Annotated in this window: 21 protein-coding genes and 1 pseudogene; 11 read left to right on the plus strand and 11 right to left on the minus strand. The window is 61.4% G+C overall.

Translation table 11 applies throughout. From position 1 onward, the window contains the following. Positions 1–171: 171 nt before the first annotated feature. The 3 genes from JOH52_RS16910 to coaD are packed head-to-tail and all read right to left on the minus strand — an operon-like array spanning position 172 to position 1,796. Positions 172–681 carry a peptidylprolyl isomerase gene (locus JOH52_RS16910; protein WP_003529604.1) on the minus strand — a complete coding sequence of 170 codons (510 nt, stop codon included), beginning with the start codon at positions 679–681 and terminating at the stop codon, positions 172–174. 25 nt (positions 682–706) lie between these two features. Beyond that, positions 707–1,279, minus strand: coding sequence for a peptidylprolyl isomerase (locus tag JOH52_RS16915; RefSeq protein ID WP_010969321.1), 573 nt, complete (start codon positions 1,277–1,279; stop codon positions 707–709). Positions 1,280–1,304: 25 nt separating this feature from the next. Beyond that, positions 1,305–1,796, minus strand: coding sequence for a pantetheine-phosphate adenylyltransferase (gene coaD, locus JOH52_RS16920; RefSeq protein ID WP_003529599.1), 492 nt, complete (start codon positions 1,794–1,796; stop codon positions 1,305–1,307). Between the two features lie 225 nt (positions 1,797–2,021). Between coaD and JOH52_RS35920 the strand changes: the two genes are divergently transcribed. From JOH52_RS35920 to JOH52_RS35110, 3 genes and pseudogenes are all read left to right on the plus strand, one after another. After that, positions 2,022–2,153: a hypothetical protein gene (locus tag JOH52_RS35920; RefSeq protein ID WP_003529597.1), complete on the plus strand. Its 132-nt coding sequence runs from the start codon at positions 2,022–2,024 to the stop codon at positions 2,151–2,153. Between the two features lie 371 nt (positions 2,154–2,524). Continuing rightward, positions 2,525–2,698: a ribonuclease HepT family protein gene (locus JOH52_RS35105; RefSeq protein WP_010969320.1), complete on the plus strand. Its 174-nt coding sequence runs from the start codon at positions 2,525–2,527 to the stop codon at positions 2,696–2,698. Between the two features lie 2 nt (positions 2,699–2,700). Beyond that, positions 2,701–2,760, plus strand: a pseudogene (locus tag JOH52_RS35110) (HepT-like ribonuclease domain-containing protein); the annotation flags it as partial. A gap of 153 nt (positions 2,761–2,913) precedes the next feature. Here JOH52_RS35110 and JOH52_RS16930 read toward each other — a convergent pair. The 3 genes from JOH52_RS16930 to ypfJ all read right to left on the minus strand — a co-directional run bounded on the left by JOH52_RS16930 (position 2,914) and on the right by ypfJ (position 7,301). Continuing rightward, positions 2,914–4,317 carry an MATE family efflux transporter gene (locus JOH52_RS16930; protein ID WP_010969319.1) on the minus strand — a complete coding sequence of 468 codons (1,404 nt, stop codon included), beginning with the start codon at positions 4,315–4,317 and terminating at the stop codon, positions 2,914–2,916. Positions 4,318–4,765: 448 nt separating this feature from the next. Beyond that, positions 4,766–6,013 (minus strand): TCR/Tet family MFS transporter, encoded by a 1,248-nt coding sequence (locus JOH52_RS16935; RefSeq protein ID WP_010969318.1) that lies wholly within the window; start codon positions 6,011–6,013, stop codon positions 4,766–4,768. Positions 6,014–6,365: 352 nt separating this feature from the next. Beyond that, entirely contained in the window at positions 6,366–7,301 is a 936-nt protein-coding gene (ypfJ, locus tag JOH52_RS16940; RefSeq protein WP_010969317.1) for a KPN_02809 family neutral zinc metallopeptidase, read from the minus strand. A gap of 213 nt (positions 7,302–7,514) precedes the next feature. On the opposite strand from ypfJ, the gene JOH52_RS16945 reads away from it, so the two are divergent. From JOH52_RS16945 to JOH52_RS16955, 3 genes are all read left to right on the plus strand, one after another. Then, complete coding sequence (locus JOH52_RS16945) at positions 7,515–8,558, plus strand: zinc-dependent alcohol dehydrogenase family protein (protein ID WP_010969316.1); 1,044 nt, start codon at positions 7,515–7,517, stop codon at positions 8,556–8,558. A gap of 202 nt (positions 8,559–8,760) precedes the next feature. Beyond that, positions 8,761–12,252, plus strand: coding sequence for a carbamoyl-phosphate synthase large subunit (gene carB, locus JOH52_RS16950; protein ID WP_010969315.1), 3,492 nt, complete (start codon positions 8,761–8,763; stop codon positions 12,250–12,252). Positions 12,253–12,335: 83 nt separating this feature from the next. After that, positions 12,336–12,683 (plus strand): DUF6894 family protein, encoded by a 348-nt coding sequence (locus tag JOH52_RS16955; RefSeq protein ID WP_014526756.1) that lies wholly within the window; start codon positions 12,336–12,338, stop codon positions 12,681–12,683. 3 nt (positions 12,684–12,686) lie between these two features. Here JOH52_RS16955 and JOH52_RS16960 read toward each other — a convergent pair whose 3' ends face one another. Further along, positions 12,687–14,129: an MFS transporter gene (locus JOH52_RS16960; protein WP_014526755.1), complete on the minus strand. Its 1,443-nt coding sequence runs from the start codon at positions 14,127–14,129 to the stop codon at positions 12,687–12,689. A 319-nt stretch (positions 14,130–14,448) separates the two neighbouring features. On the opposite strand from JOH52_RS16960, the gene greA reads away from it, so the two are divergent. Both greA and JOH52_RS16970 read left to right on the plus strand, forming a co-directional pair. Further along, complete coding sequence (gene greA, locus JOH52_RS16965) at positions 14,449–14,925, plus strand: transcription elongation factor GreA (RefSeq protein WP_003529568.1); 477 nt, start codon at positions 14,449–14,451, stop codon at positions 14,923–14,925. Between the two features lie 83 nt (positions 14,926–15,008). Next, complete coding sequence (locus JOH52_RS16970; protein WP_010969312.1) at positions 15,009–16,064, plus strand: glycosyltransferase family 4 protein; 1,056 nt, start codon at positions 15,009–15,011, stop codon at positions 16,062–16,064. A 6-nt stretch (positions 16,065–16,070) separates the two neighbouring features. Here JOH52_RS16970 and JOH52_RS16975 read toward each other — a convergent pair whose 3' ends face one another. The 4 genes from JOH52_RS16975 to JOH52_RS16990 all read right to left on the minus strand — a co-directional run bounded on the left by JOH52_RS16975 (position 16,071) and on the right by JOH52_RS16990 (position 19,544). Then, positions 16,071–17,093, minus strand: a complete 1,023-nt coding sequence (locus JOH52_RS16975) for a glycosyltransferase (RefSeq protein ID WP_010969311.1) — start codon at positions 17,091–17,093, stop codon at positions 16,071–16,073. Beyond that, complete coding sequence (locus JOH52_RS16980; protein ID WP_010969310.1) at positions 17,090–18,121, minus strand: glycosyltransferase; 1,032 nt, start codon at positions 18,119–18,121, stop codon at positions 17,090–17,092. Before JOH52_RS16980 ends, JOH52_RS16975 begins: the two co-directional genes overlap by 4 nt. An 18-nt stretch (positions 18,122–18,139) precedes the next feature. Then, on the minus strand, positions 18,140–18,952 hold the full coding sequence (locus tag JOH52_RS16985) for a glycosyltransferase family 2 protein (RefSeq protein ID WP_010969309.1): 813 nt from the start codon (positions 18,950–18,952) through the stop codon (positions 18,140–18,142). A 121-nt stretch (positions 18,953–19,073) separates the two neighbouring features. Next, complete coding sequence (locus tag JOH52_RS16990) at positions 19,074–19,544, minus strand: Lrp/AsnC family transcriptional regulator (protein WP_003529557.1); 471 nt, start codon at positions 19,542–19,544, stop codon at positions 19,074–19,076. 433 nt (positions 19,545–19,977) lie between these two features. Here JOH52_RS16990 and trxB point away from each other — a divergent pair, with 433 nt between their 5' ends. The 3 genes from trxB (at position 19,978) to JOH52_RS17005 (ending at position 22,911) form a co-directional block, all read left to right on the plus strand. Continuing rightward, on the plus strand, positions 19,978–20,952 hold the full coding sequence (gene trxB, locus JOH52_RS16995) for a thioredoxin-disulfide reductase (RefSeq protein WP_013844435.1): 975 nt from the start codon (positions 19,978–19,980) through the stop codon (positions 20,950–20,952). A 118-nt stretch (positions 20,953–21,070) separates the two neighbouring features. Continuing rightward, positions 21,071–21,967: a LysR family transcriptional regulator VtlR gene (locus JOH52_RS17000; RefSeq protein WP_003529555.1), complete on the plus strand. Its 897-nt coding sequence runs from the start codon at positions 21,071–21,073 to the stop codon at positions 21,965–21,967. A gap of 653 nt (positions 21,968–22,620) precedes the next feature. Further along, the gene (locus tag JOH52_RS17005; RefSeq protein WP_010969306.1) at positions 22,621–22,911 is read left to right on the plus strand and encodes an ArsR/SmtB family transcription factor; all 291 of its coding nucleotides are present in this window, start codon (positions 22,621–22,623) and stop codon (positions 22,909–22,911) included. The last annotated feature ends 30 nt before the right edge of the window (positions 22,912–22,941 follow it).

The following is a 22,941-nucleotide window of genomic DNA, read 5'->3' on the forward strand; positions in this document are numbered from 1 at the left end:
GTATCAATTAAAAGCAAACCCGCCCCGGCGGCTCGCGCGATCGGGGCGGGCAGGTCAGTGCGCTACAGCGCCGCGCGTCTGACAAGACGCGCAAAGGCCGTAGCACTTCGAACCGCTGCATGTTCCGTCCTTGCATCGGGGACGATCCAAGGAAACATGCAGTAGCCCAGATCAGGCGTCGGCGGCAACCCGCATCGAAACGATGGTATCCGGATCGCGGACCGGTTCGCCGCGCTTGATGTTGTCGATATTCTCCATTCCTTCGACGACCTGGCCCCAGACAGAATACTGCTTGTTGAGCCAGGGAGCATCGGTGAAGCAGATGAAGAACTGGGAATTGGCCGAGTTCGGCATCTGGCTGCGCGCCATGGAGCACGTTCCGCGCACGTGTGAAACATCGGAGAATTCGGCTTTCAGGTCCGGCTTGGAGGAGCCGCCCATGCCCGCACGGGACGGGTTGAACTGCTCGCCGCCGGTCTTGCCGTATTGCACGTCGCCGGTCTGGGCCATGAAATCCTCGATCACGCGGTGAAAGACCACCCCGTCATAGGCGCCTTCACGCGTCAGCTCCTTGATGCGGGCGACATGGCCCGGAGCCACATCCGGCCGCAGCTCGATCACCACCCTGCCCTTTGTGGTTTCCATGATGATCGTGTTTTCCGGATCCTTGATCTCGGCCATGATTCTTCTCCTTCTGTTTTCAGTCTTACCTGCCGACCTTAACGCTGATCATGCGGTCTGGATCGGCGACGGCACCATTATTGGCGTCATCGCCGAGCTTAATCTTGTCGACATTCTCCATGCCTTCGACGACCTTGCCGACGACCGTGTATTGGCCGTTGAGGAAGTCACCGGGCGCGAGCATGATGAAGAACTGCGAGTTGGCGCTGTCGGGATCCTGCGCGCGGGCCATTCCGACGGTGCCGCGCTCGAAGGGAACGTCGGAGAACTCGGCCGGAAGGTTGGGCTTGGACGAGCCGCCGGTTCCGGCGCGGTCGCCCTGGAAACCGTCCTTCATGTCGCCGAATTCGACGTCGCCGGTCTGGGCCATGAAGCCCTTGATGACACGATGAAAGGCGACATTGTCATATTCGCCTGCCGCGGCCAGTTCCTTGATCTGCTGGACGTGCTTCGGGGCGATATCCGGGCGCAACTCGATGACGACGGGGCCGTCCTCGAGCTGAACCGTCAGGATATTTTCGCCGGACTGCGCCAGCGCACCTCCCGTGAAGGCGGCGAGCGCCAAGGCTCCGGCAACAGCGAATTGGAGAATCTTCATTGGGACTCCTTGCGTGATGTAAAGCTTATTTGCGCTTCGCCTGCAGCGCCTGGTGAACCGCCCCAGGGACGAAAGCGCTGACGTCACCGCCCATAGCCGCGATCTGCCGAACCAATGTGGCCGTAATGGGCCGGGAGGCGGTACCTGCCGGCAGGAACAGGGTCTGAATGTCAGGGGCCATCTGCCGGTTCATGCCCGCCATCTGCATCTCGTAGTCGAGGTCCGTTCCATCGCGGAGCCCCCGGACCAGCAGCCTTGCGCCGTGCTCGCGGGCGGCATCCACCACCAGGTTGTCGAAAGAGACGACGGATATGTCGGCTGCCCTCTCCGGCAACGTCTCCTCAAGCGCGGCCCGGATGAGATCCGCCCTTTCGTCGAAGGAGAAAAGCGGTGCCTTGCCGGGATGAACGCCAATCGCGACGATGACTTTGGCTGCGACGTTCAATGCCTGCACGAGTACATCGAGATGCCCGTTGGTGATCGGATCGAAGGAGCCGGGATAGAAAGCCGTGGTCATCGCGCCTGTTTCCGTTTGGTGAAGCCTTTTGTCACGGACGGCCGCGGACCGCAAGGGTTGTACGATCCTTGCGCCCTGTTCCCCGGGAAACAGCGGCGGCAAAAGGCTGAATGCTAGATGAATGCAACGTTCAAGAGGGTTTCACACTGCAAGCCGTAACGTGAACCCAAGTTAACGGGAACTTTTTTGAGTACATGCCGTTTAAACCGACGAAAGGAGACGGCCATGGGACTTGCTCTATTTTCGATGGCGATGTTCTTCGCGATGGTCGTTGCGACGATCCATGCGCTGCGAGACGAGGACCGTGACCGCGCGACCGTACTGTTGCCGCTGGCCGATAGACGCAGGCGGAAATGACGAGTTCGAGTGTCGTCGCTTGCCACAGCTGAAACCAATGCCTCCAGGAAACTTCTCGCCGGAAGTTTCACAAGCGATCCCATTCTTCCCCTGATGCGATCGCTTCTACAAGCCGGACGGTCTCCCCTGCCCGTCCGGCTTTTTCTTTGCGCAGCTGCATATAGAACAGAAAGCTCCAGCAACACGCCGATGCCGTTCAGAGCATGGGCGCGCCTTGTATCTTTTCGGTTCGACGGCTCGCGATGAGGCCCGTGCGGTATCAAGCAGTTCCTTGAGGAGAAGCTTTCCATAGAGGTGGATGTCACTACTCGAAACAGCCTTCGTCCGATGCTCCGCACCGATATCGAGAAATCCGCGGTCCGCGTTTTCTAATGGCCAAGCGCAAGGTTCTCGCCGAAATCCTGGAAGCCATCCACGGCATCGAGACTCATGCCGCCGGAAAGTCGCTGGGCGACTTTGAACGGGACTGGCTGTTGCGCCTCGCCATTCAGCGCGCTTTGGAAATCATCTCGAAGCAACCCGCCACGTTCCAGACGAACTGCTGACGATCGCGCCGGATGTTCCATGGAAGCAGATTCGCGGCATCGGCAACATCCTGCGCCACGAATACCATCGGATTGCCGACGACGTTATATGGGTGGTTGTCACCGAACACATTACCCCGCTTGGGGTTGCTGTTGCAGCATATCGGCGACGAGCCACAGGCGTGAGCGACCAGACGTCTCGCCAAACACCACCGCAACACGTTTCCAGCAATCTGCTAAGAAGCGGCCGGCGCCGCGCTCACCCTACGGAGCAGACGGAAGAAGCGCCAATTGAGCAGCAAGGCCGCAGACGCGAGCCCCAGGACAAAACCGAACCAGACGCCGACGCCGCCGAAACCCAGCGGAAAGGCAAAAGCCCAGGCGCAGAAGAAGCCGATCGGCCAATAGGCTATCATCGCCAGGATCATAGGTATGGTCGTGTCCTTGAGGCCGCGCAGCATGCCGGCGGCAATGGCCTGGAGGCCGTCGACGAGCTGGAAGGCGCCCGCGATGACGATCAGCGGTCCTGCAAAGGCGAGAACCTCGGCTGCATCGGGCCGCCTCGTATCGAGGTAGAGGCCGGCAAGCTCATGCGGGAACAGAGCGAAGATGGTGCTGCCGACGGCAGCAAAGCCGACGCCGAGCGTCAGCACGGCAATTGCGGCACGCTTCACGCCTACCATGTCGCCGCTGCCATAGGCCAATCCAATGCGCACCGTTCCGGCCTGCGCCAGGCCGAGCGGGATCATGAAGGCAATCGATGCGAACTGGAGTGCTATGCCATGGGCAGCCAGTTCGATGGTTCCGATCGTGCCCATGAGCAGCGAAGCCACGGTAAACAGGCTGACTTCCGCGAGAATCGTCACCGAGATCGGAATGCCGAGATGGACCACCTCTCCGAAAGCCGGCCAATCCGGCCGCCAGAAGCGGACGAACAGCTCGAAGCGATGCAGTTCCGGTTGCCGGCGGATATAGCCGATCGTCAACGCCGCACCGAGCAGCGCCACGCCGAGAGCGGCGACGGCCGCGCCGAAGATGCCCAGCTCCGGAAAACCGAAATGGCCGAAAATAAGGACATAGCAAAGCGCGGCGTTCAGAACCAATGTCACGAGCGTCACGTAGAGGATCACCCCTGCCCGCTCGAGCCCGCTCAAAAATGCCCTGAGGACCATGAAAATGAGGCTGGGAAAGATCGCCCACTGGGCGATATGCAGATATTCTCCGGCGAGCGCAGCGACCTCGGGTTTCTGGCCGGCAAAGAGAAGGATCGGCTCGGCCATCCAGAGGACCGGCGCAGTCAGCACGCCGTAAAGCAGCACCACCCACATGCCCATTCGTACCGAGCGCCGCACGGAGACCTGATCGCCCCGGCCCTGCGCCTGAGCGACCATGGGAACGACCGCATTAGCAAATCCGCTGCCGAAGATGAAGATCGTGAAGAAGACCTGCGTCGCGAGGATGATTGCCGCCAGCTGAGTGGCACCCAGCTGGCCGACCATGAGCACGTCCGTCGTATTGATCGCCAATTGGGCGAGCTGGGCGCCGATGAACGGCACGCCAAGATAGAGGCTCGCGCGAAAATGCGTGGGCCATGAATTGTCGCTCTGCGCAAGCACGAGGTCTTTGGTCGCGGTCAGCATGAGGAATCCTGGCTCTGCACCGGCAATGGGCAAAGGGAAAAATGAAGAAGAGAGAACGAATTAGAGCACCACCAGGGCTTGCGCCAGCGGTAAAGGCCGAACTGCTCAATTTTTCATCGATTGATCAAGAAAATTGATCAATCTGCAGGCATGGAAGCAACGGACCGCTAGGACCTGTGGACACTTATGGATAGGGATTTGACGGCCCATATTGCGAGGGACTTTCGTGGAAAATCCGGCGCCGCAGGCCGTCCGCCTGCAAGCCGGATTTTTCGCGACAAGGCACCGCAATATGGGCCGCCCGAAGGGTTTTGCACAAATCGCCCACTGCCGGCGGCTTTTCCCTTGCAAAGGGGGCAACCCTTTGCTGCGGAAAAATCCTTGGCATTGACCGATTTGTGCAAAATCAAACCCCTATCCATAAGTGTCCACAGGTCCTAAGCCTCCGTCACGCTCGCACGGCACCGCGGACGGCGCCTCCCCGGCCGGCGCCGACCTTGGCAAGGAAGATCACCAGCGCGGCGACGATCAAGCAGCCTGCCAGGGCATAGGGAGCGCCGGCAAAGCTATGGGCGGCTGCAGGGTCGGTGAAAAAGGCGAAAATCTGCGTGAACATCAGAGGTCCGAGGATCGTCGTAATGCTCGATATGCTGGTGAGCGCACCTTGCAGCTCGCCCTGTGCCGACGGCGGGACATGGACGGAGGCTATGCTGCGGAGCGGTGGATCGGCTAGGCTTTCGAGCGCGGTCGCGACGATCACCGCGTAGACCATCCACCCCTCCCAGGCGGCCGCATAGCCCGCCATCCCGAGGGCCGTGAAGGTGAGCCCGAGTGCCGCCGTTCGCCTTTCTCCCAGTGCCGGCACGACACGCGGGAGCACCAGCGCCATCACGATTGCGCCGCCGACGCCGAAGATCCCCAGCGAAAGCCCGATCTGCCCTTCGCTCCACCCGTAGCGATAGGAGCCGACGAAGGACCAGACGGCCGGGTAGACGGCGTGAGCCAGCCAGTAGAGGAAGAAGACGAGGCCTACCCAGCCGATGCCCGGGTAATGGCGCATCTGCTTGAGCGCGCCGAGCGGGTTTGCCCGGTGCCATTCGAAGCGCCGCCGGTTGGCCGGGGCGAGCGTCTCGGGCAGGAGAAAGACCCCCATGATGAAATTGAGGAATGAAAGCGCTGCCGCACCATAAAAGGGCACTCTCGGGCCCAATTCGCCGAGGAAACCTCCGATGACCGGGCCGAGCGCAAAACCGGTGCCGAAGGCAATGCCGATCAGCCCGAAGTTCTTGGCGCGATTCTCATCGTCGCTGACATCGGCAATGTAGGCGGATGCCGTGCCGAAGCTCGCGCCGCTGATGCCGGCAAGGCTGCGCCCGATGAAGAGCATCCAATAGCTGGTCGCAAGCGCGCAGATCAGGTTGTCGAGCGCAAAGGTCAGCACGGACGCAAGCAGGACCGGCCGACGCCCGAATCGATCGCTCAGATTCCCGATAAGCGGTGCGAAGAGAAACTGCATCGCCGAGTAGACGAGCAACAGCCATCCACCGTCGACCGCGGCCTCGCCGATATCCGCGCCGGTCAGTTCCTCGAGATAGGTCGGCAACACCGGCACGATGATCGCGATGCCCATGATGTCGAGGAAGAGAATGAGGAAGACGAGGAACAGACCGCGTCTCACGAATTTCTTGTCGAGCATGAAGCTCTCTCCCCGCTTTCCGCCGGAGCGGAGACAGAACGTGAACGACGTTACCAGAATAGGTGTAACGGCTTGCCTGGTCCGAAACAATACGTGAACATGTCAAAGTTTCTGATCATACCGATCGGTTGTACTTATAGCTCGCATTCGCCTCCGCGTGCATCATTGCCTCGCCGCTCCGACTTCAGGAAGTCCACGAAGGCGCGCAAAGGGCGCCGGGAGGTGCCGGCGACCCGCATGGTAGAGGAATGGTCCGGGAAAGGCGGTTCGGAAGCACAGCTCATGCACATGGACAGTGAGCGGCGGAAATGACGGAGAATCGCCGGACGGGCTGCCCGGTCCGGTGATGTGATCAGACAGCGCCGGAGAAGGTGTCGCAATCCGACATCTTGCCACTGTCGAAGCCCCGCTGGAACCACCGCATCCGCTGCTCCGACGTGCCGTGATTGAAACTTTCCGGGACGACATAGCCCTGCATGCGCTTCTGCAATGTGTCGTCGCCGATCTGGGTCGCAGCGTTTAGCGCCTCCTCCAGATCGCCTCGTTCCAGGAGCCCCTTCTGCTCGGTGTATTTGCCCCAGATCCCGGCGAAGCAGTCCGCCTGCAGCTCGACCCGGACCGACATCTGGTTCGCCTCGGCCTCGCTCATGCGCTGCCGCATCTCATTGAATTTGGGCAATACGCCGATCAGGTTCTGGACGTGATGACCGACCTCATGCGCAAGCACATAGGCCTGGGCGAAATCGCCGGAAGCTTCGAATTTCTGGGCCAGCTCGTCGAAGAAACTCATATCGAGATAGACCTTGCGGTCGCCGGGGCAATAGAAGGGACCCGAGGCGGAAGAGGCAAAGCCGCAGGCCGAACGGACCGAGCCGTTGAACAGCACCAGCCTCGGTTCCTCATATTGCTCGCCGCTCGCCTGGAAGATGCCGTTCCAGGTGTCTTCCGTTTCGGCAAGAACCGTGGCCATGAAGGCCTTCATCTCTTCTTCCTCGGCCGTGCCCTGCGGCGCCCCCGACCCGTCGCTCTGCTCGAAGCCCGGCATGTTCGCCGGACCACCGCCTTCGAGCACCTGAAGCAGGTCGATGCCCATTGCCTTCAGGACGAAATAGAGAATCACGAGGAAGATGAGCGTGCCAAAGCTCATGCCGCCGCCGGCGCGACGCATTCCGCCGCCGCCACCGGGCAGGCGGAATCCACCGCCACGGCCGAAAGGGCCGCCTCCCCGGGGGCCGGCCCCGCGCTGATCCTCGATGTTTCCGGACTGGCGGCGGCCCTTCCATTCCATGATCTGTCCTCCAGAAGGCGTCGCCTCTACTTTAGCGCGCTGAGTGATTTTATAAGCCGGGGCGGCGATCCTTGTAAAACGCAATCGCCGCCACCCGGTTGCATCCGGCGCATCGTTTTGTCGAGCGGAGCTGCCGGCCTAAAGGGCAAGGCGGCAGGATTGACGCTCGCGCCGTGTTCGGCTCCAATGGAAAACAGGCGGCGGGAGGAACAGATGAAGGCAGTGCGTCTTGAGTCGGTCGGCAATATCTCCGTTCGGAACGTTGGGATTCCTGAGCCCGGGCCTGACGATCTGCTCGTCAAAGTGGAAGCCTGCGGCATCTGCGGGACCGATCGTCATCTCCTTCATGGAGAATTTCCGTCGACGCCGCCGGTCACGCTCGGCCACGAATTTTGCGGCATCGTCGTCGAGGCCGGGAGCGCCGTTCGAGATATCGCACCGGGTGCGAGGATCACCGGAGATCCCAACATCTCCTGCGGCCGCTGCCCGCAGTGCCAGGCGGGCCGGGTCAATCTCTGCCGGAACCTGCGCGCGATCGGCATCCATCGCGACGGCGGCTTCGCCGAATACGTCCTGGTGCCGCGGAAGCAGGCCTTCGAAATTCCGCTTACTCTCGATCCCGTGCACGGCGCTTTCTGCGAGCCTCTCGCCTGCTGCCTGCACGGTGTCGATCTTTCGGGAATCAAAGCGGGGTCGACGGTGGCGATCCTGGGCGGCGGCGTGATCGGCCTGCTGACGGTGCAACTCGCAAGGCTCGCCGGCGCCACGACGGTCATTCTCTCGACACGCCAGGCAACGAAGCGTCGCCTGGCCGAGGAAGTCGGCGCCACCGCAACGGTCGACCCGTCGGCCGGCGACGTGGTCGAGGCGATCGCGGGTCCGGTGGGTCTCGTCCCCGGAGGTGTCGATGTCGTCATCGAGTGCGCCGGAGTCGCGGAAACGGTGAAGCAGTCGACGCGCCTCGCCAAGGCGGGCGGTACGGTCGTGATCCTCGGCGTGCTGCCGCAAGGAGAAAAGGTCGAAATCGAACCGTTCGACATTCTCTTCCGCGAGCTCCGCGTGCTTGGCTCCTTTATCAATCCCTTCGTCCACCGCCGCGCGGCCGACCTGGTTGCGACAGGCGCGATCGAGATCGACCGGATGATTTCACGGCGCATATCGCTCGATGAAGCACCTGATGTCATTTCAAATCCCGCCGCTGCCGGCGAGGTGAAGGTATTGGTGATCCCGTCCGCCGAGCGGGTGGCGCAGCAGTAGTGTTTCTATCGGAGAACCGTAGGTTCGAGAGGCGGAACAAATATCTTTGCTTTCTTGTCGATTCCCGAATTTTCGGGGTTCCGCTGGCGAAAACATTTGCCTATAAGCCGCTTCTAGCCTGAAAAGACCATCAATGCGCGACCCGGCCGGTGACCTCCCAACCTGGCCGGTTTTTCGCGCAGCTAGAAACGGATGATTGCCCATGCCGAAGCGCCAAGACATCAAATCGATCCTCATCATCGGCGCGGGGCCGATCGTCATCGGTCAGGCATGCGAATTCGACTACTCCGGCACCCAGGCGTGCAAGGCGTTGAAGGAGGAAGGCTACCGCGTCATCCTGGTCAACTCCAACCCGGCGACGATCATGACCGATCCGGGTCTGGCGGACGCGACCTATGTCGAACCGATCACGCCAGAGGTCGTCGCCAAGATCATCGCCAAGGAACGCCCCGACGCGCTGCTGCCGACCATGGGCGGACAGACGGCGCTCAACACGGCCCTGTCGCTGCGCCGCATGGGCGTGCTCGACCGCTACAATGTCGAGATGATCGGTGCGAAGCCCGAGGCGATCGACAAGGCGGAAGACCGCGCCCTGTTCCGCGAGGCCATGGCGCATATCGGCCTCGAGACGCCCAAGTCGCGTCTGGCGAACGCCACGGACATCAAGGACCACGACCGCAAGTCGCACGAGGCGGAGCGCTCAGCGCTCAAGGCGAAGCTTTCCGGTGACGAACTCGACAAGGCGCTGGACGAACTCGAAAACCAGTGGAACCTCGGCGAAGGCGATCGCAAGCAGCGCTATGTGAACCACGCCATGGCGATCGCCGCACAGGCGCTCGACGATGTGGGCCTCCCCGCGATCATCCGGCCGTCCTTCACGCTCGGCGGCACCGGGGGCGGCATCGCCTATAACCGTTCGGAGTTCTTCGAGATCGTCGGCAGCGGTCTCGACGCGTCGCCGACGACGGAAGTCCTGATCGAGGAATCGGTCCTCGGCTGGAAGGAATATGAAATGGAGGTCGTCCGCGACAAGGCGGACAACTGCATCATCATCTGCTCGATCGAGAACATCGATCCGATGGGCGTCCACACGGGCGATTCGATCACCGTTGCGCCGGCACTGACCTTGACCGACAAGGAATATCAGATCATGCGCAACGCCTCGATCGCGGTGCTGCGCGAGATCGGCGTCGAAACGGGCGGCTCGAACGTCCAGTTCGCCGTCAATCCCGAGAATGGCCGCCTCGTCGTCATCGAGATGAACCCGCGCGTCTCGCGCTCCTCCGCACTCGCATCGAAGGCCACCGGCTTCCCGATTGCCAAGATCGCCGCCAAGCTCGCAGTCGGCTATACGCTCGACGAACTCGAAAACGATATCACCGGCGGCGCGACGCCTGCATCCTTCGAGCCTTCGATCGACTACGTCGTCACCAAGATCCCGCGCTTCGCCTTCGAGAAATTCCCGGGAGCCGAGCCGACGCTCACGACCGCAATGAAGTCGGTGGGCGAAGTCATGGCGATCGGCCGGACCTTCGCCGAATCGCTGCAGAAGGCGCTGCGCGGTCTCGAGACCGGACTGACCGGACTTGACGAGATCGAGGTGCCTGATTTCGACGACAATGGCGACGGCCGCAATGCCATCCGCGCCGCGCTCGGCACGCCGACGCCGGACCGCCTGCGCATGGTCGCACAGGCGCTGCGTCTCGGCATGAGCGAAGCCGAAGTGCATGAAGCCTGCAAGATCGACCCCTGGTTCATTGCCCAGTTCAAGGCGATCGTCGACATGGAGGCGCGCATCCGCGAGCACGGCCTGCCCGCCGACGCCGAGAACCTGCGCATGCTGAAGGCAATGGGCTTCTCCGACGCCCGGCTTGCGACGCTTACCGGCAAGCGTCCGAAAGAGGTGGCCGAGCTCCGCAACGCACTGAACGTGCGCCCCGTCTACAAGCGCATCGACACCTGCGCGGCCGAGTTCGCATCGCCGACCGCTTACATGTATTCGACCTATGAGACGCCTTTCGTCGGTGCCGCCCGGTCGGAGGCGCAGGTTTCCGACCGGAAAAAGGTCGTCATCCTCGGCGGCGGCCCGAACCGGATCGGCCAGGGCATCGAATTCGACTACTGCTGCTGCCATGCCGCCTTCGCACTGAAGGACGCCGGCTACGAAGCGATCATGATCAACTGCAACCCGGAGACGGTTTCGACCGACTACGACACCTCCGACCGGCTCTATTTCGAGCCCCTGACGGCAGAGGATGTGATCGAGATCATGCGTGCCGAACAGGAAAACGGCACGTTGCATGGCGTCATTGTCCAGTTCGGCGGCCAGACTCCGCTGAAGCTTGCCGAAGCGCTGGAAAAGAACGGCATCCCGATCCTCGGCACCGCGCCGGACGCGATCGATCTCGCCGAGGACCGTGATCGCTTCCAGAAGCTCCTGATGAAGCTCGATCTCAACCAGCCGAACAACGGCATTGCCTACTCCGTCGAGCAGGCCCGCCTCGTTGCCGGCGAAATCGGCTTCCCGCTGGTCGTGCGCCCGTCCTATGTTCTCGGCGGCCGCGCCATGCAGATCATCCATTCGGAAAGCATGCTGCAGAGCTATTTGCTCGACACCGTTCCGGGGCTGGTTCCTGAAGATATCAAGCAGCGCTATCCGAACGACAAGACCGGCCAGATCAACACCTTGCTCGGCAAGAACCCGCTCCTCTTCGACAGCTACCTGACGAATGCGATCGAAGTGGACGTCGATTGCCTTTGTGACGGCAAGGATGTCTTCGTTTCGGGCATCATGGAGCATATCGAGGAGGCCGGCATCCACTCGGGCGACTCCGCCTGCTCGCTGCCGGTGCATTCGCTCGGCACGGACATGGTCGACGAACTGGAGCGTCAGACGGGGGCGCTCGCCAGAGCGCTGAACGTCGGCGGCCTGATGAACGTGCAGTTCGCCATCAAGGACGGCACCATCTATGTGCTCGAAGTAAACCCGCGCGCCTCACGCACCGTTCCCTTCGTCGCCAAGACGATCGGCGCGCCGATCGCCAAGATCGCCGCCCGCGTCATGGCCGGCGAAATGCTCGACGAGGCGATCGCCGCCTATGGCAAGAAGCCGAATCCGCGCAACCTGAAACATATCGCCGTCAAGGAGGCCGTCTTCCCCTTCGCCCGCTTCCCGGGCGTCGATACGCTGCTCGGCCCGGAAATGCGTTCGACCGGCGAGGTCATCGGGCTCGACACCGATTATGCGCTGGCCTTTGCCAAGTCGCAGCTCGGCGCCGGCGTCGACCTGCCGCGCGACGGAACGGTCTTCGTCTCGGTTCGCGACGAGGACAAGGAACGGGTGCTGCCCGCGATCCGCATTCTCTCCGACATCGGCTTCAAGGTCATGGCGACCGGCGGCACGGCGCGCTTCCTCGGCGAGCAGGGCATCGTTGCAACCAAGATCAACAAGGTCCTGGAAGGACGGCCACATGTCGAGGACGCCATCCGCAACCGGCAGGTCCAGCTCGTGATCAACACGACCGACGGCAACAAGGCGATCTCCGACTCGAAATCGCTTCGCCGCGCGACGCTGATGCAGAAGGTGCCCTATTACACCACGATGGCCGGCGCCGAGGCCGCGGCACTCGCCATCAAGGCACTGAAGGCGGGCAACCTCGAAGTGCGTCCGCTGCAGAGCTACTTCGAAACCTGACCATTGCGGATTTACGCTTGTGAACGCAGCCTGAATGTCCGATTCAGGCTGCGTTCCATTGCGGCATGGTTCCATGTCCCAACATGCGGAAACGGATCACCCGTGACGCGCGTGGTTGGGGCAACGACATGCAGCTATATTTCTTCGATCTCCATTGGGACGACGATTGTTTCACCGATGACGAGGGTATCCTTCACTTCGATGAGGGATCGGCGCTCTATTACGCCCAGCGTATCGCCGACAGGATCGGCCGCGACGCGGATTATGGTTCCCTGAAGGTCAGGATACGCTCGCAGACAGGCGCGCTCCTCGCAACCGTCACGCCCTCGCTGGGCCGCGTCGCCGAACAGGATGCCCTGCTCGGCCGCCGCCGCCCCGGCCTTTTCCCGCATCCGTTCAAAGCCGGCCTTGCGCCGTCCGCGGCTCGGTGAACGCTACTGGATGGTTGCCCTGCCTTCGCATCGCGCCAGCCGCAGGGTCCTGATCCCGAAGACGAGCGACGCGGCGGCGAGAACGCAGCCGAGCGCGAAAACACCCAGCATTGCGGCCGAAATCACCCGGGCGCTGACACCTTCGTCGAATCCTCCGGCGTTGGCGACCGCTCCGAAAACGGCCGCGCCGATCGCGTAGCCGGCTGATTGCAGCGTCGGCAGCAGCGCCGAGGTCTTGTCGCGTTCCTCAATGGACGAGACGTTCATCAGCAGCTGGCTCAGCGTTCCCCAGCAAAGGCCGAATCCGGCTCCGACAGCACTCTGGCTGACGAAGACAAGGCCGTATTCGCCGGAGGCGACGGCGAGCGTCAAGCCGCCGAGGCCGAGGCAAAGGAACAGCGGCCCGGTCCAGACCAGCCGCACGCGCGTCTCGTGGGAGCGCAGGCTCGCGACGATGATCGCCGTCAGGCTCCAGGATATGGCCATCAAGGCGTTTGAAAAGCCCGCGGCGGTCGGGCCGAAGCCCCAAAGATGTTGCAGCGCGTAGACGAGATAGACGGAGCCCGAGGCTTGTGCCAGAGGCATCAGCAGCACGACCCAAAGCCCTGTTCCGAGCGGGCGATCGAACGAAAACGCGCCGAATGGAAGGATGGACTGCGGCGATCGGCGGTCGAAGTGAACGGTCGCGACGAAGACCGCAAGTGCCGCCGCCAGCAGCGCCGACATGCTGTAGCCGTCGGCAGCCGTATTGGAGAGCGAGATCAGCATTATGCCGAAGCCGAACGCCACCAGCCGCAGCAAGGGTACCGATCCGGCCGCCCTTGGACTTTGCTTTGGTTGACGAAGGATCGCGACGACGAGCGCTATGAAGATTGCGGCTGCCGGTATGTTGACGAAGAAGGCGGCGCGCCAAGACCAATATTCCGTGAGCAGGCCGGATATGAGCGGCCCGCCGAAGGCGGCGGCAGCCCATACGATCGCTTCTGCGCCGAAGATCTTGGGCACCAGCCGCTGCGGAAAGAGCTCCGGTATCAGTGCGTAGCACAGGGCGGCAATGATACCCTCCCCAAATCCCTGGAGCACCCTCCCGGCCAGAACCTGCGGCATGCTGCTCGCCATCGTCGCGATGGCCGTGCCCGTTGCGAAGACGAGCGCGGCGACGATCAGCGTATTGCGCGCGCCGAACCGGACCTTCAGGCTCGCCGCCAAGGCGCCACCGACGATGGCGAAAACGAGGTAAAGCGTGAAGGCCCAGGACAACAGGGCGGCTCCGCCAAACTCCGCGACGGCCGTCGGCAGTGCCGTCGAGACGAAGAACTCGTTGAAGGCAAAAAGCGCGACGCCCAGGCACAGCGTCACGGTTGCGGCGAGGTGGCGCGGGCGCAGGAGCTCGCTCCAGCTCCCCTCCTCCAGGTCGACCTCCGTCTGCGGCGCCGGATCGGCCACTTGTGATTCCTCTTCGACTAAACTCATGATTCGGCCCCGTGTAATTGGTATGGAGCCGGCACTGATACGACCTCAATCGCGGTTGAGGTAAAGAGGCTTTACTGCAGAATTTCACCTTTACCCCAACCCGCCGGAGGCCGCGGATCGATATGAAGCGCCGCGCGAGGATCGCGAAAAATCTGGCTTTCGGACTTCCGATTCTGTTATAAGATCGGTTCGGTTTGTTAGGACGGTTCCGGTGCTTGCGCTCCGGAGGCCGTTTTCTTTTGCGCTGGCGCCGCCGAAAGGCGGCGCCGCGTGCTTGATGAAGGATGATGAAATGGTCGACAAGGTGCCCATGACACAGGGTGGATTCGTCAATCTGCAGGAGGAGCTGCGCTGGCGCCAGCAGGAAGAACGGCCGCGCATCATCGAAGCGATCGCCGAGGCCCGCGCCCATGGCGACTTGTCGGAGAACGCCGAATATCATGCGGCAAAGGAAGCGCAGAGCCATAACGAGGGAAGAATTTCCGAACTCGAAGACCTGATCGCGCGCGCCGAAGTCATCGATCTTTCGAAAATGTCCGGATCGAAGATCAAGTTCGGCGCAAGGGTGAAGCTCGTCGACGAGGATACGGAAGAAGAAAAGACCTATCAGATCGTCGGCGATCAGGAGGCCGACGTCAAACAGGGACGCATTTCCATCTCCTCTCCGATCGCCCGCGCGCTGATCGGCAAGGAAGTCGGCGATTCGATCGAAGTCAATGCACCCGGCGGATCCAAGGCGTATGAGATTCTCGCCGTTCAATGGGGCTGACCTGCCTTTCGGGGCGCGCGCGCGGTCCCGCGCCGCCCCTCCTCCCTTGAATTGATTGTCGCAGGCGCAAGGAGAGCGCACAGGTGGTCGATATCCGCGACGTCGAAGTGATCGCGCCCAATTTCAAGCAGCGTCTGTCCGGCGTTACCTCGACAATCATCCAGCTGGTGCCTGTGCAGCGTGCCCTTGGACAGAAGATCGCGGTTCTCGGACCAGGCCTTCCCAAGAGCCTTCCGTCGGTTCGCTTTCGCGATCTCATTCATCTCTGGAAGAGGCCCGAAGGCCGGCCCTGCCGCGTTTGGCACGCGCGTCGAAACGTCGAAATGCTCCCGGCCATCCTTCTGCGCGACCTGCTGCGCATGAAGCTCCGGATCGTCTTTACCTCCGCTTCGCAGCGCCGGCATACCGGATGGAGCAAGTTCCTCATCCGCCGGATGGACGCGGTGATCGCCACCAGCGGCAGGACGGCCGCCTATCTCGATGTACCGAACACCGTCATCCTGCATGGGATCGACACCAAGCGCTTTCAGCCACCCTTCGACAAGACGGAGGCGAAGAAGGCGCTCGGCCTCGATCCCGCGAAGAAATTCGTCGGATGCTTCGGGCGCGTACGCCATCAGAAAGGGACCGACCTCTTCGTCGACAGCATGATCGCCCTCCTGCCCTGCCGTCCGGACTGGGGTGCGATCGTTGCGGGGCGGGCCACCGGCCCTCACCTCGCCTTCGAGTCGGAACTGAAGGAGCGCGTCGCCAAGGCCGGCCTCGCCGACCGTATCCTGTTCGTAGGCGAACACACGAATATTCCCGACTGGTACCGCGCTCTCGATCTCTTTGTCGCCCCGCAACGCTGGGAAGGCTTCGGCCTGACGCCGCTCGAAGCAATGGCGACCGGGGTCCCCGTCGTGGCAACCGATGTCGGCGCGTTTTCGGAACTGGTAACCGGCGGCTCCGAGGAGACGGGCCTCATCATTGCGGCCGACGATCTCAAGGCGATGGTCGATGCGGCAGCCGCCTTCATGGACGACCGGCCGCGGCTTGCCGCCGCAAGCGCCAATGGTCTGGCACGGACCTCCAAAAACTTCGCCATCGAGCAGGAAGCCCGCGCGATCGCAGCGGTTTACGAAAGCCTGATGCGTTGATCTTGGCTACGGCTTCGAGGCCAACAGCTGCAGATAGGCGTCAGTGATCGCTTCTCTGGAAAACTGCCCGACAAGCGTCTCGTGTCCGCGCTCGGCCAGGCGCGTTCTTAGGGAATTGTCGGCCACGATCTGCTCGATGGCGCGGGCGAAACCCTCGGCATCGCCGATATCGACCATCAGACCGTTTTCGCCGTCGCGCATGAACCATTGCGGCCCTTCGGAACGGGTCGATACGACCGGCGTACCCTGGGCCCAGGACTCGAGGATGACGTTGCCGAGCGGCTCGTGGCTGGACGACATCACAAAGACATCGACCGCAGCCAGGAAAGGTCTCGTGTCGTCCTGCCAGCCGGCAAAGCGAACGCGGCCGGAAACGCCGAGGTCCGTCGCGAGTTTGTGCAGATTGTCACGCTCCTCTCCATCGCCAAGCAGCCAAAGATAGACCCCCGGCAGTCTGGCGACCGCTTCGATCAGCGTATGAAACCCTTTCCGCTCGACGAAGCGGCCCATGGACATCACGACGGGCGCATCGGCGGGCGTATCGAGCTTTGCGCGGTCAACCGCCACGACACGCCCGGTCCCGGTGAAATTGGAGATGACCCTTATCTCCCGTTTCCAGCCCAGGTCGCTGACGCGCTCGGCAATGCCCGGCGTGTTGCACACGATGCAGTCGGTGTTTCTGAAATAGCTCAGGCGGGTCGGATAATCGCCGAGGCGCGAGATCTTGAATGCGCCTTTGTAGTTCGGCATCAGTTCGCTTGCCCGGGGCGCCCAAGCCATCAGGACATCCGGCTTCTCGCGCCGGGCCATGTGCTTCACCTTCAACGGGAGCAGGATTCGATCGAGCGAGAGGTTGCGAAAATGGCTTTCCCGGATCTTCGCGGCGCCTTCGATGTCTCGCCGCCAGCCGCGCCCGGGGCGGATGATCGCCGTCTGCTCGACGCCGCGTTCCGCAAGCGCATTGACCAGGTGTACGAAGAAGCGCTCGGCGCCGCCGTCCTTGCCGAAATGAAAGTGAGTGACTTTCATCGCTTTGCGACACCTCTGTCGAACAGGTCGAGATAAGCGTCGGTGATCGCTTTTTCGGAGAATCGCGTGCGCAAGGTTTCGCTGCCGCCGGCGCTCAGCCTCTCGCGAAGCGCCGGATCGTCGCGCAGCCGGCGAATGGCCGCCGCAAGACCCACGTCATCGCCGCAATCGACCATGAGAGCGTCGCTCTCATGCGTCATCACCCAGGATGGCCCCTCAGCGCGCGAGGCTATCGTGGGCTTTCCGGCGCCCCAGCCTTCGAAGCAGACATTGCCGAGAGGCTCGTGCGACGAGTTGATGACGAAGGCGTCGCCGGCGGACAGAAAACCATAGGCGTTGGTTTGCCATCCGGTGAAGCGGACGCGATCGCGAAGCCCGAGTTCGTCGGTCAGCTGCTCGAGCTGTTCTCGTTCCGGACCGTCCCCGACAAGCCAAAGATAGGTGTTCTCCACCTCCTTCACGGCGCGGATGAGCCCTGCGAAACCCTTACGCTTGACGAAGCGGCCCATGCCGACCACGACGAAGGCGTCCGCCGGTGTCTGCAGGTCGGCCCGCGCTACGGGCGGTGCAGGCCTTGCGCGGGTGAAGTTCGCAATCACCTCGATGTCGCGCTTCCAGCCAAGTTCACGAACCTTGGCGGCCATATCCGGTGTGATGCAGACGAGCGTCTGGACATTGGTATAGTAGCCGAGATGTTCGGGATAATCCCCCAGCCGGGAGATGCGAAATGCCTTGGCATGAGCCGGCATGAAGCGGCTCGCCCGCAACTGCCAGGCCATTATGACGTCCGGCTCGAACTCGCGAAGGACCCGGTTCATTCGCCATTTCAGGAGGAAGCGAGAAAGCGAAATGCGCCGAAAAACCCCTTCATAGATCGTAGCACCGTTCTCCAGGTCCTTGCGCCAGCTGCGGCCCGGTCGGATCAGTGCCCGCTGTTCGACGCCCCTCTCGTGCAGCGCATTGACGAGATTGACGAAGAACCGCTCCGCACCGCCCTCCGTGCCGAAGTGAATATGCATGACCTTCATGCCGAACCCCTTGATCGATCAGTGCGAAAGCGCATCATCCACATTCGGGCGCGCCTTCAGAGCGTGCCGCTGGTAGATCTTCGCCGCCGTCAGGAAGGCATAGACCGCCCCGGTCATGGCCTCGATGAAGCCCGACAGGCCGCAGCGCCAGAGACCGTTGCGGAAATAGAGCCTGAGAAAATAGATCGGCGGGGTGAAGATGAGCTTGTAAAAGCGCGGCCGTTTTCCGGACTCGACCTGCTGGTCCGCTTTCAGCGTTGAATATTTGTTTTCCTTCAGAATCTGCTCGTCCATGACCAGCGGGCGGAAATGAAGGAGACTGCCGGTCCGGGCATTGCCGACATTTCCCTCGGGCACGATGCCTTCATGGACTTTCTGACTGAGGTCGTAACGTCCCTTGCCGCGCCGGATCAGCCGCAAGTTCCGGCGCTCGCGGACGTTTTCTGGGGTATAGCCATAGCCGATCAGATAGGGGCGACGCGCCACCCGCCAGCCGACGATCTCGTCTGATGCTGCGAGCAGTTCAGGCAGCAGTTCTCGCAGCGCCTTATCCAATCTCTCGTCCGCGTCGATGTTGAAGCACCAGGGCTGGCTGCATTGCTCGAGCGCAAACTGCTTCTGCCCGGCATAGCCGCGCCACGGCTCGTACATGAAACGGATGGGCCAGCCCGCGTCGATATAGGATTGCACCAAAGCGGCGGTGCCGTCCGTCGACCCGGAATCGACGATCACGATTTCCGCGCAGCGCTCGAGACTCTCGATGCACTTGCCGAGATAGGCCTCCTCATTCAAGCAGATGATGAAGGCTGAAAGGGGAAGCTTGGGGATCATATGGCCGTCCCGCGTCGCCGGAAGCGGCAGGGCTCCCTCGCTCTCGTCCTGGAAATTGTTCAATTCATTCGGTCCGCGAGGCGTTTGGTTGCGATGCGCGGCGGCCGGGCCGCCCTGCACATCAGATTTCTACCTGACATGCGTCCTTCACTTGACGGATCGTCAGCATCGTCCGCACCGTGTCGACATTCTCGGTGGCGGTCAGTTCTTCAATAACAAAATCCTGAAAGCTCGCAAGGTTTTCGGCCACGCACTGCAGCAGAAAGTCCGATTCCCCGGACACCATCCAGGCCTCGCGAACAAGCGGCCACGAGGCGGTGCGGGCGGCAAACGCCTTGAGATTGGCGTCGGACTGGTGCTTGAGGCCGACCATGCAGAAGGCGACGAGGTCGTATCCCAACGCGGACGCATTCAGAAGCGCACGATAGCCTCTGATGACGCCGGCCTCCTCGAGCTTGCGCACGCGGCGCAGGCACGGAGGAGCCGAGATCCCCACTCTCTCGGCCAATTCCACATTCGTGATCCGGCCGTCGTCCTGCAGTTCGCGCAGTATCTTCATATCGATGGCATCGAGCTCGACGCGTACGACCATTGCCCAAATCCCCAATCCTGTCGGCCTTGCGGGGAAGGCCTTATTTTATCCGCCGATCAACTGCACGACAGGCCGAAACCGCAGCGCCGATCCGTCCGCACCAAGAGCCGCCCGGCGGCGGCCTTCACGGCGCTTTCTCCGTGCTTGGGTAGCACGTAACCGAATGCCGATACGAGAGCGCTTGCAGTTGCATGCACAAAAACCTTGTACGCACGGGCCCTGGAGCGTCTTATGACGGTACTGCGGGTCAAAACCGATGCAAATATGCCCGATCTGGTGTCAAAACGACGCTGACCACGCAACCACTTGTGTGTATCAGAGCGCGCGCCCTTGAAAGTGCGCGCCGTGAATACCTAAAGTAAGGCAATATTTGCATTATCGGATTGCACCGGAGGACGCTCCCGGCTCTCTCCGGCGGACGAAGGACAAAAGCATGACTGCGCGCCACACGAAAGTGCTGATTATCGGTTCCGGACCTGCCGGTTATACCGCTGCCATCTATACCGCGCGGGCCATGCTTTCGCCGGTCCTCATCGCCGGCATGGAACAGGGCGGCCAGCTGATGATCACCACGGATGTGGAGAATTATCCGGGCTATGCCGATCCGGTCCAGGGACCCTGGATGATGGAGCAGATGCTGAATCAGGCGATCCACGTCGGCACGGAAATCGTCAACGACCTCGTAACCGATGTCGACCTGTCCGTCCGCCCCTTCCGGATCAAGACGGATAGCGGCACGGATTGGACGGCGGACGCTTTGATCATCGCCACCGGCGCCAAAGCGAAATGGCTCGGCATCGAAACCGAGCCGACCTTCATGGGATTTGGCGTTTCCGCCTGTGCTACCTGCGACGGGTTCTTTTACCGCAACAAGGAAGTCATCGTCGTCGGCGGCGGCAACTCCGCCGTGGAGGAAGCGCTTTATCTCTCCAATCTGGCGAAGACCGTCACCGTCGTTCACCGCCGGGATGCTTTTCGTGCTGAAAAGATCCTGCAAGAGCGCCTTTTCGCAAAGCCGAACGTCAAGGTGATCTGGGACCACGAGGTTCTGGAATATCTCGGGACGCCTGCAAAGCCGCCGATGCCGGCCTCGGTCAACGGCGTGAAGCTTCGCAACACCAAGACCGGGGAAACATCCGACATGGCAATCGACGGTGTTTTCGTCGCGATCGGTCATGCGCCTGCGGTCGAACTCTTCAAGGGCAAACTTCGCCAGAAGCCGAACGGGTATCTCTGGACTGCGCCGGATTCCACCGCGACCGACGTCGCGGGCGTCTTCGCCGCCGGCGACGTGACCGACGACATCTATCGCCAGGCGGTTACCGCCGCCGGCATGGGTTGCATGGCTGCGCTCGAAGCGGAGAAATACCTTGCGGGTCATATGCCCGTCGCAATTGCAGCCGAATAGAAGCTGCTGAACAGGGCGCGCGCCGGGATCGGGGGCGCGGCTCTGAGTGGGAACATGCATCGGTCGTCTCCGGAGAAAAGTGGCAAGCTTCTCCGGCTGAGCCTTTATGGGGGATTCTATGTCGCTGGACTGGGACAAACTGCGCATTTTCCATGCGGCGGCCGAGGCTGGCTCGTTCACGCACGCGGCAGACAAACTCCACCTTTCGCAGTCGGCGATCAGCCGGCAGGTCAGTTCGCTCGAGCAGGACGTCGGCATCAAGCTCTTTCATCGGCACGCCCGCGGCTTGATCCTGACCGAACAGGGCGAAATGCTCTATCGCACGGCGCACGACGTGCTGATGAAGCTCGAAAGCGTCAAGGCCCAGCTTAGCGAGACGACGGACAAGCCAAGCGGCAAGTTGCGGATCACGACCACGGTCGGCCTCGGCCAGGGGTGGCTGACCGACAAGATCCAGGAATTCATGTCCTTGTATCCGGAAATCCAGGTACAGCTCATCCTCGACAACGAGGAACTGGACGTGAACATGCGCCATGCGGACTGCGCCATCAGGCTGCGGCAGCCGCAACAGTCGGATCTGATCCAGCGCAAGCTCTTCACGGTGCACATGCATGTCTATGCCGCGCCGTCCTACATCAACAAATATGGCGAGCCGCAGTCGCTTGACGATCTCGACAATCACCGGATCATCACCTTCGGCGAGCCCGCCCCCAACTATCTGCTCGACGTGAACTGGCTGGAGATTGCCGGACGCGATTCCGACAATCCGCGCATATCGCATCTGCAGATCAACAGCCAGACATCGATCAAGCGCGCCTGCCTGCTCGGCATCGGCATCGCCATGCTTCCGGACTATATCGTCGGTCGCGATCCCGGCCTCATTCAACTGCCGATAAGCGCCGATATCCCCTCTTTCGATACCTATTTCTGCTATCCGGACGAACTGAAGAACGCAGCGAAGCTGAAAGTCTTCCGCGATTACATCGTCGCTAAAGCGAGAAACTGGAACTTCTGACGATCCGTTCAATTGCCCGATTTGTGAGCAATTGCCAAAAGCCTGCGTAAGCCTTTGTTATTCCTCGGCTCTTTTCAAGGGAAAGCGAAGCTCTTCGCAAACCGAATCCTTGTGCGCTGCAAAAATGAGCAGCGATGCGCAAACGGCATGGCTGTCATGCATATTAAATGATTGCCGATAGCCCAAAAAAGCAGCATACCACACTCAGCTGATGCATCTTTGGTGGCTTCTCCTCCCAGTGCCACCGCAGCAGCTGTTCCCCTCTGGAGGTTTTAATTACCTTCACAACTACAAGGGCCCAAGTTTTTCTTGTGGCCCTCTTTTTTTTGCCTGGCGGAGCCCCACAGCCCTCAGTTGCGAAAATCTTGGGAACGGCTATTGAAAGCGGCTACGGCCCTACCCATATCTTTTTCAGCTGGTGCATCTAGCGGCTTTCTCCTCCCCAGCCGCTGCAGCAGCTGTTCCCCTCTGGAGGTTTGAAACCTTCACAACTGAAAGGGCCCAAGTTTCTTGTGGCCCTCTTTTTTTGTCGGCATTTTGCCCGGCGTTTATGGCCCGCTTCCTTTGTAGCCCACAGCATTCACGACGTTGTGACTTCCAGTATCGAATTTTAGCGATATATATATCGAGAAAACTGAATACGCCGAAATACGATGGATAGAGACGAAATTCTGAAAGCACTGGCGCATCCGACGCGCATGGAGATCCTGACCTGGCTGAAGGAGCCGCAGGCGCATTTCTCCGGCCAGGAGCATCCGCTCGACATGGGCGTCTGCGCAGGGCAGTTCGAAAGATGCGGCCTGTCGCAGTCGACGGTTTCATCTCATCTCGCCGTGCTGCAGCGCGCCGGTCTGGTGACGACCCGCCGCGTCGGCCAATGGGTCTTCTACCGGCGCAATGAGGAGACCATCACAGCGTTTCTGAAGACCATCGGCGATCTCTGATAACCCCCACTTCCTCCCAAGTCTCAAACG

This window comes from Sinorhizobium meliloti, assembly GCF_017876815.1.
GTDB classification, from domain to species: Bacteria; Pseudomonadota; Alphaproteobacteria; order Rhizobiales; family Rhizobiaceae; genus Sinorhizobium; species Sinorhizobium meliloti.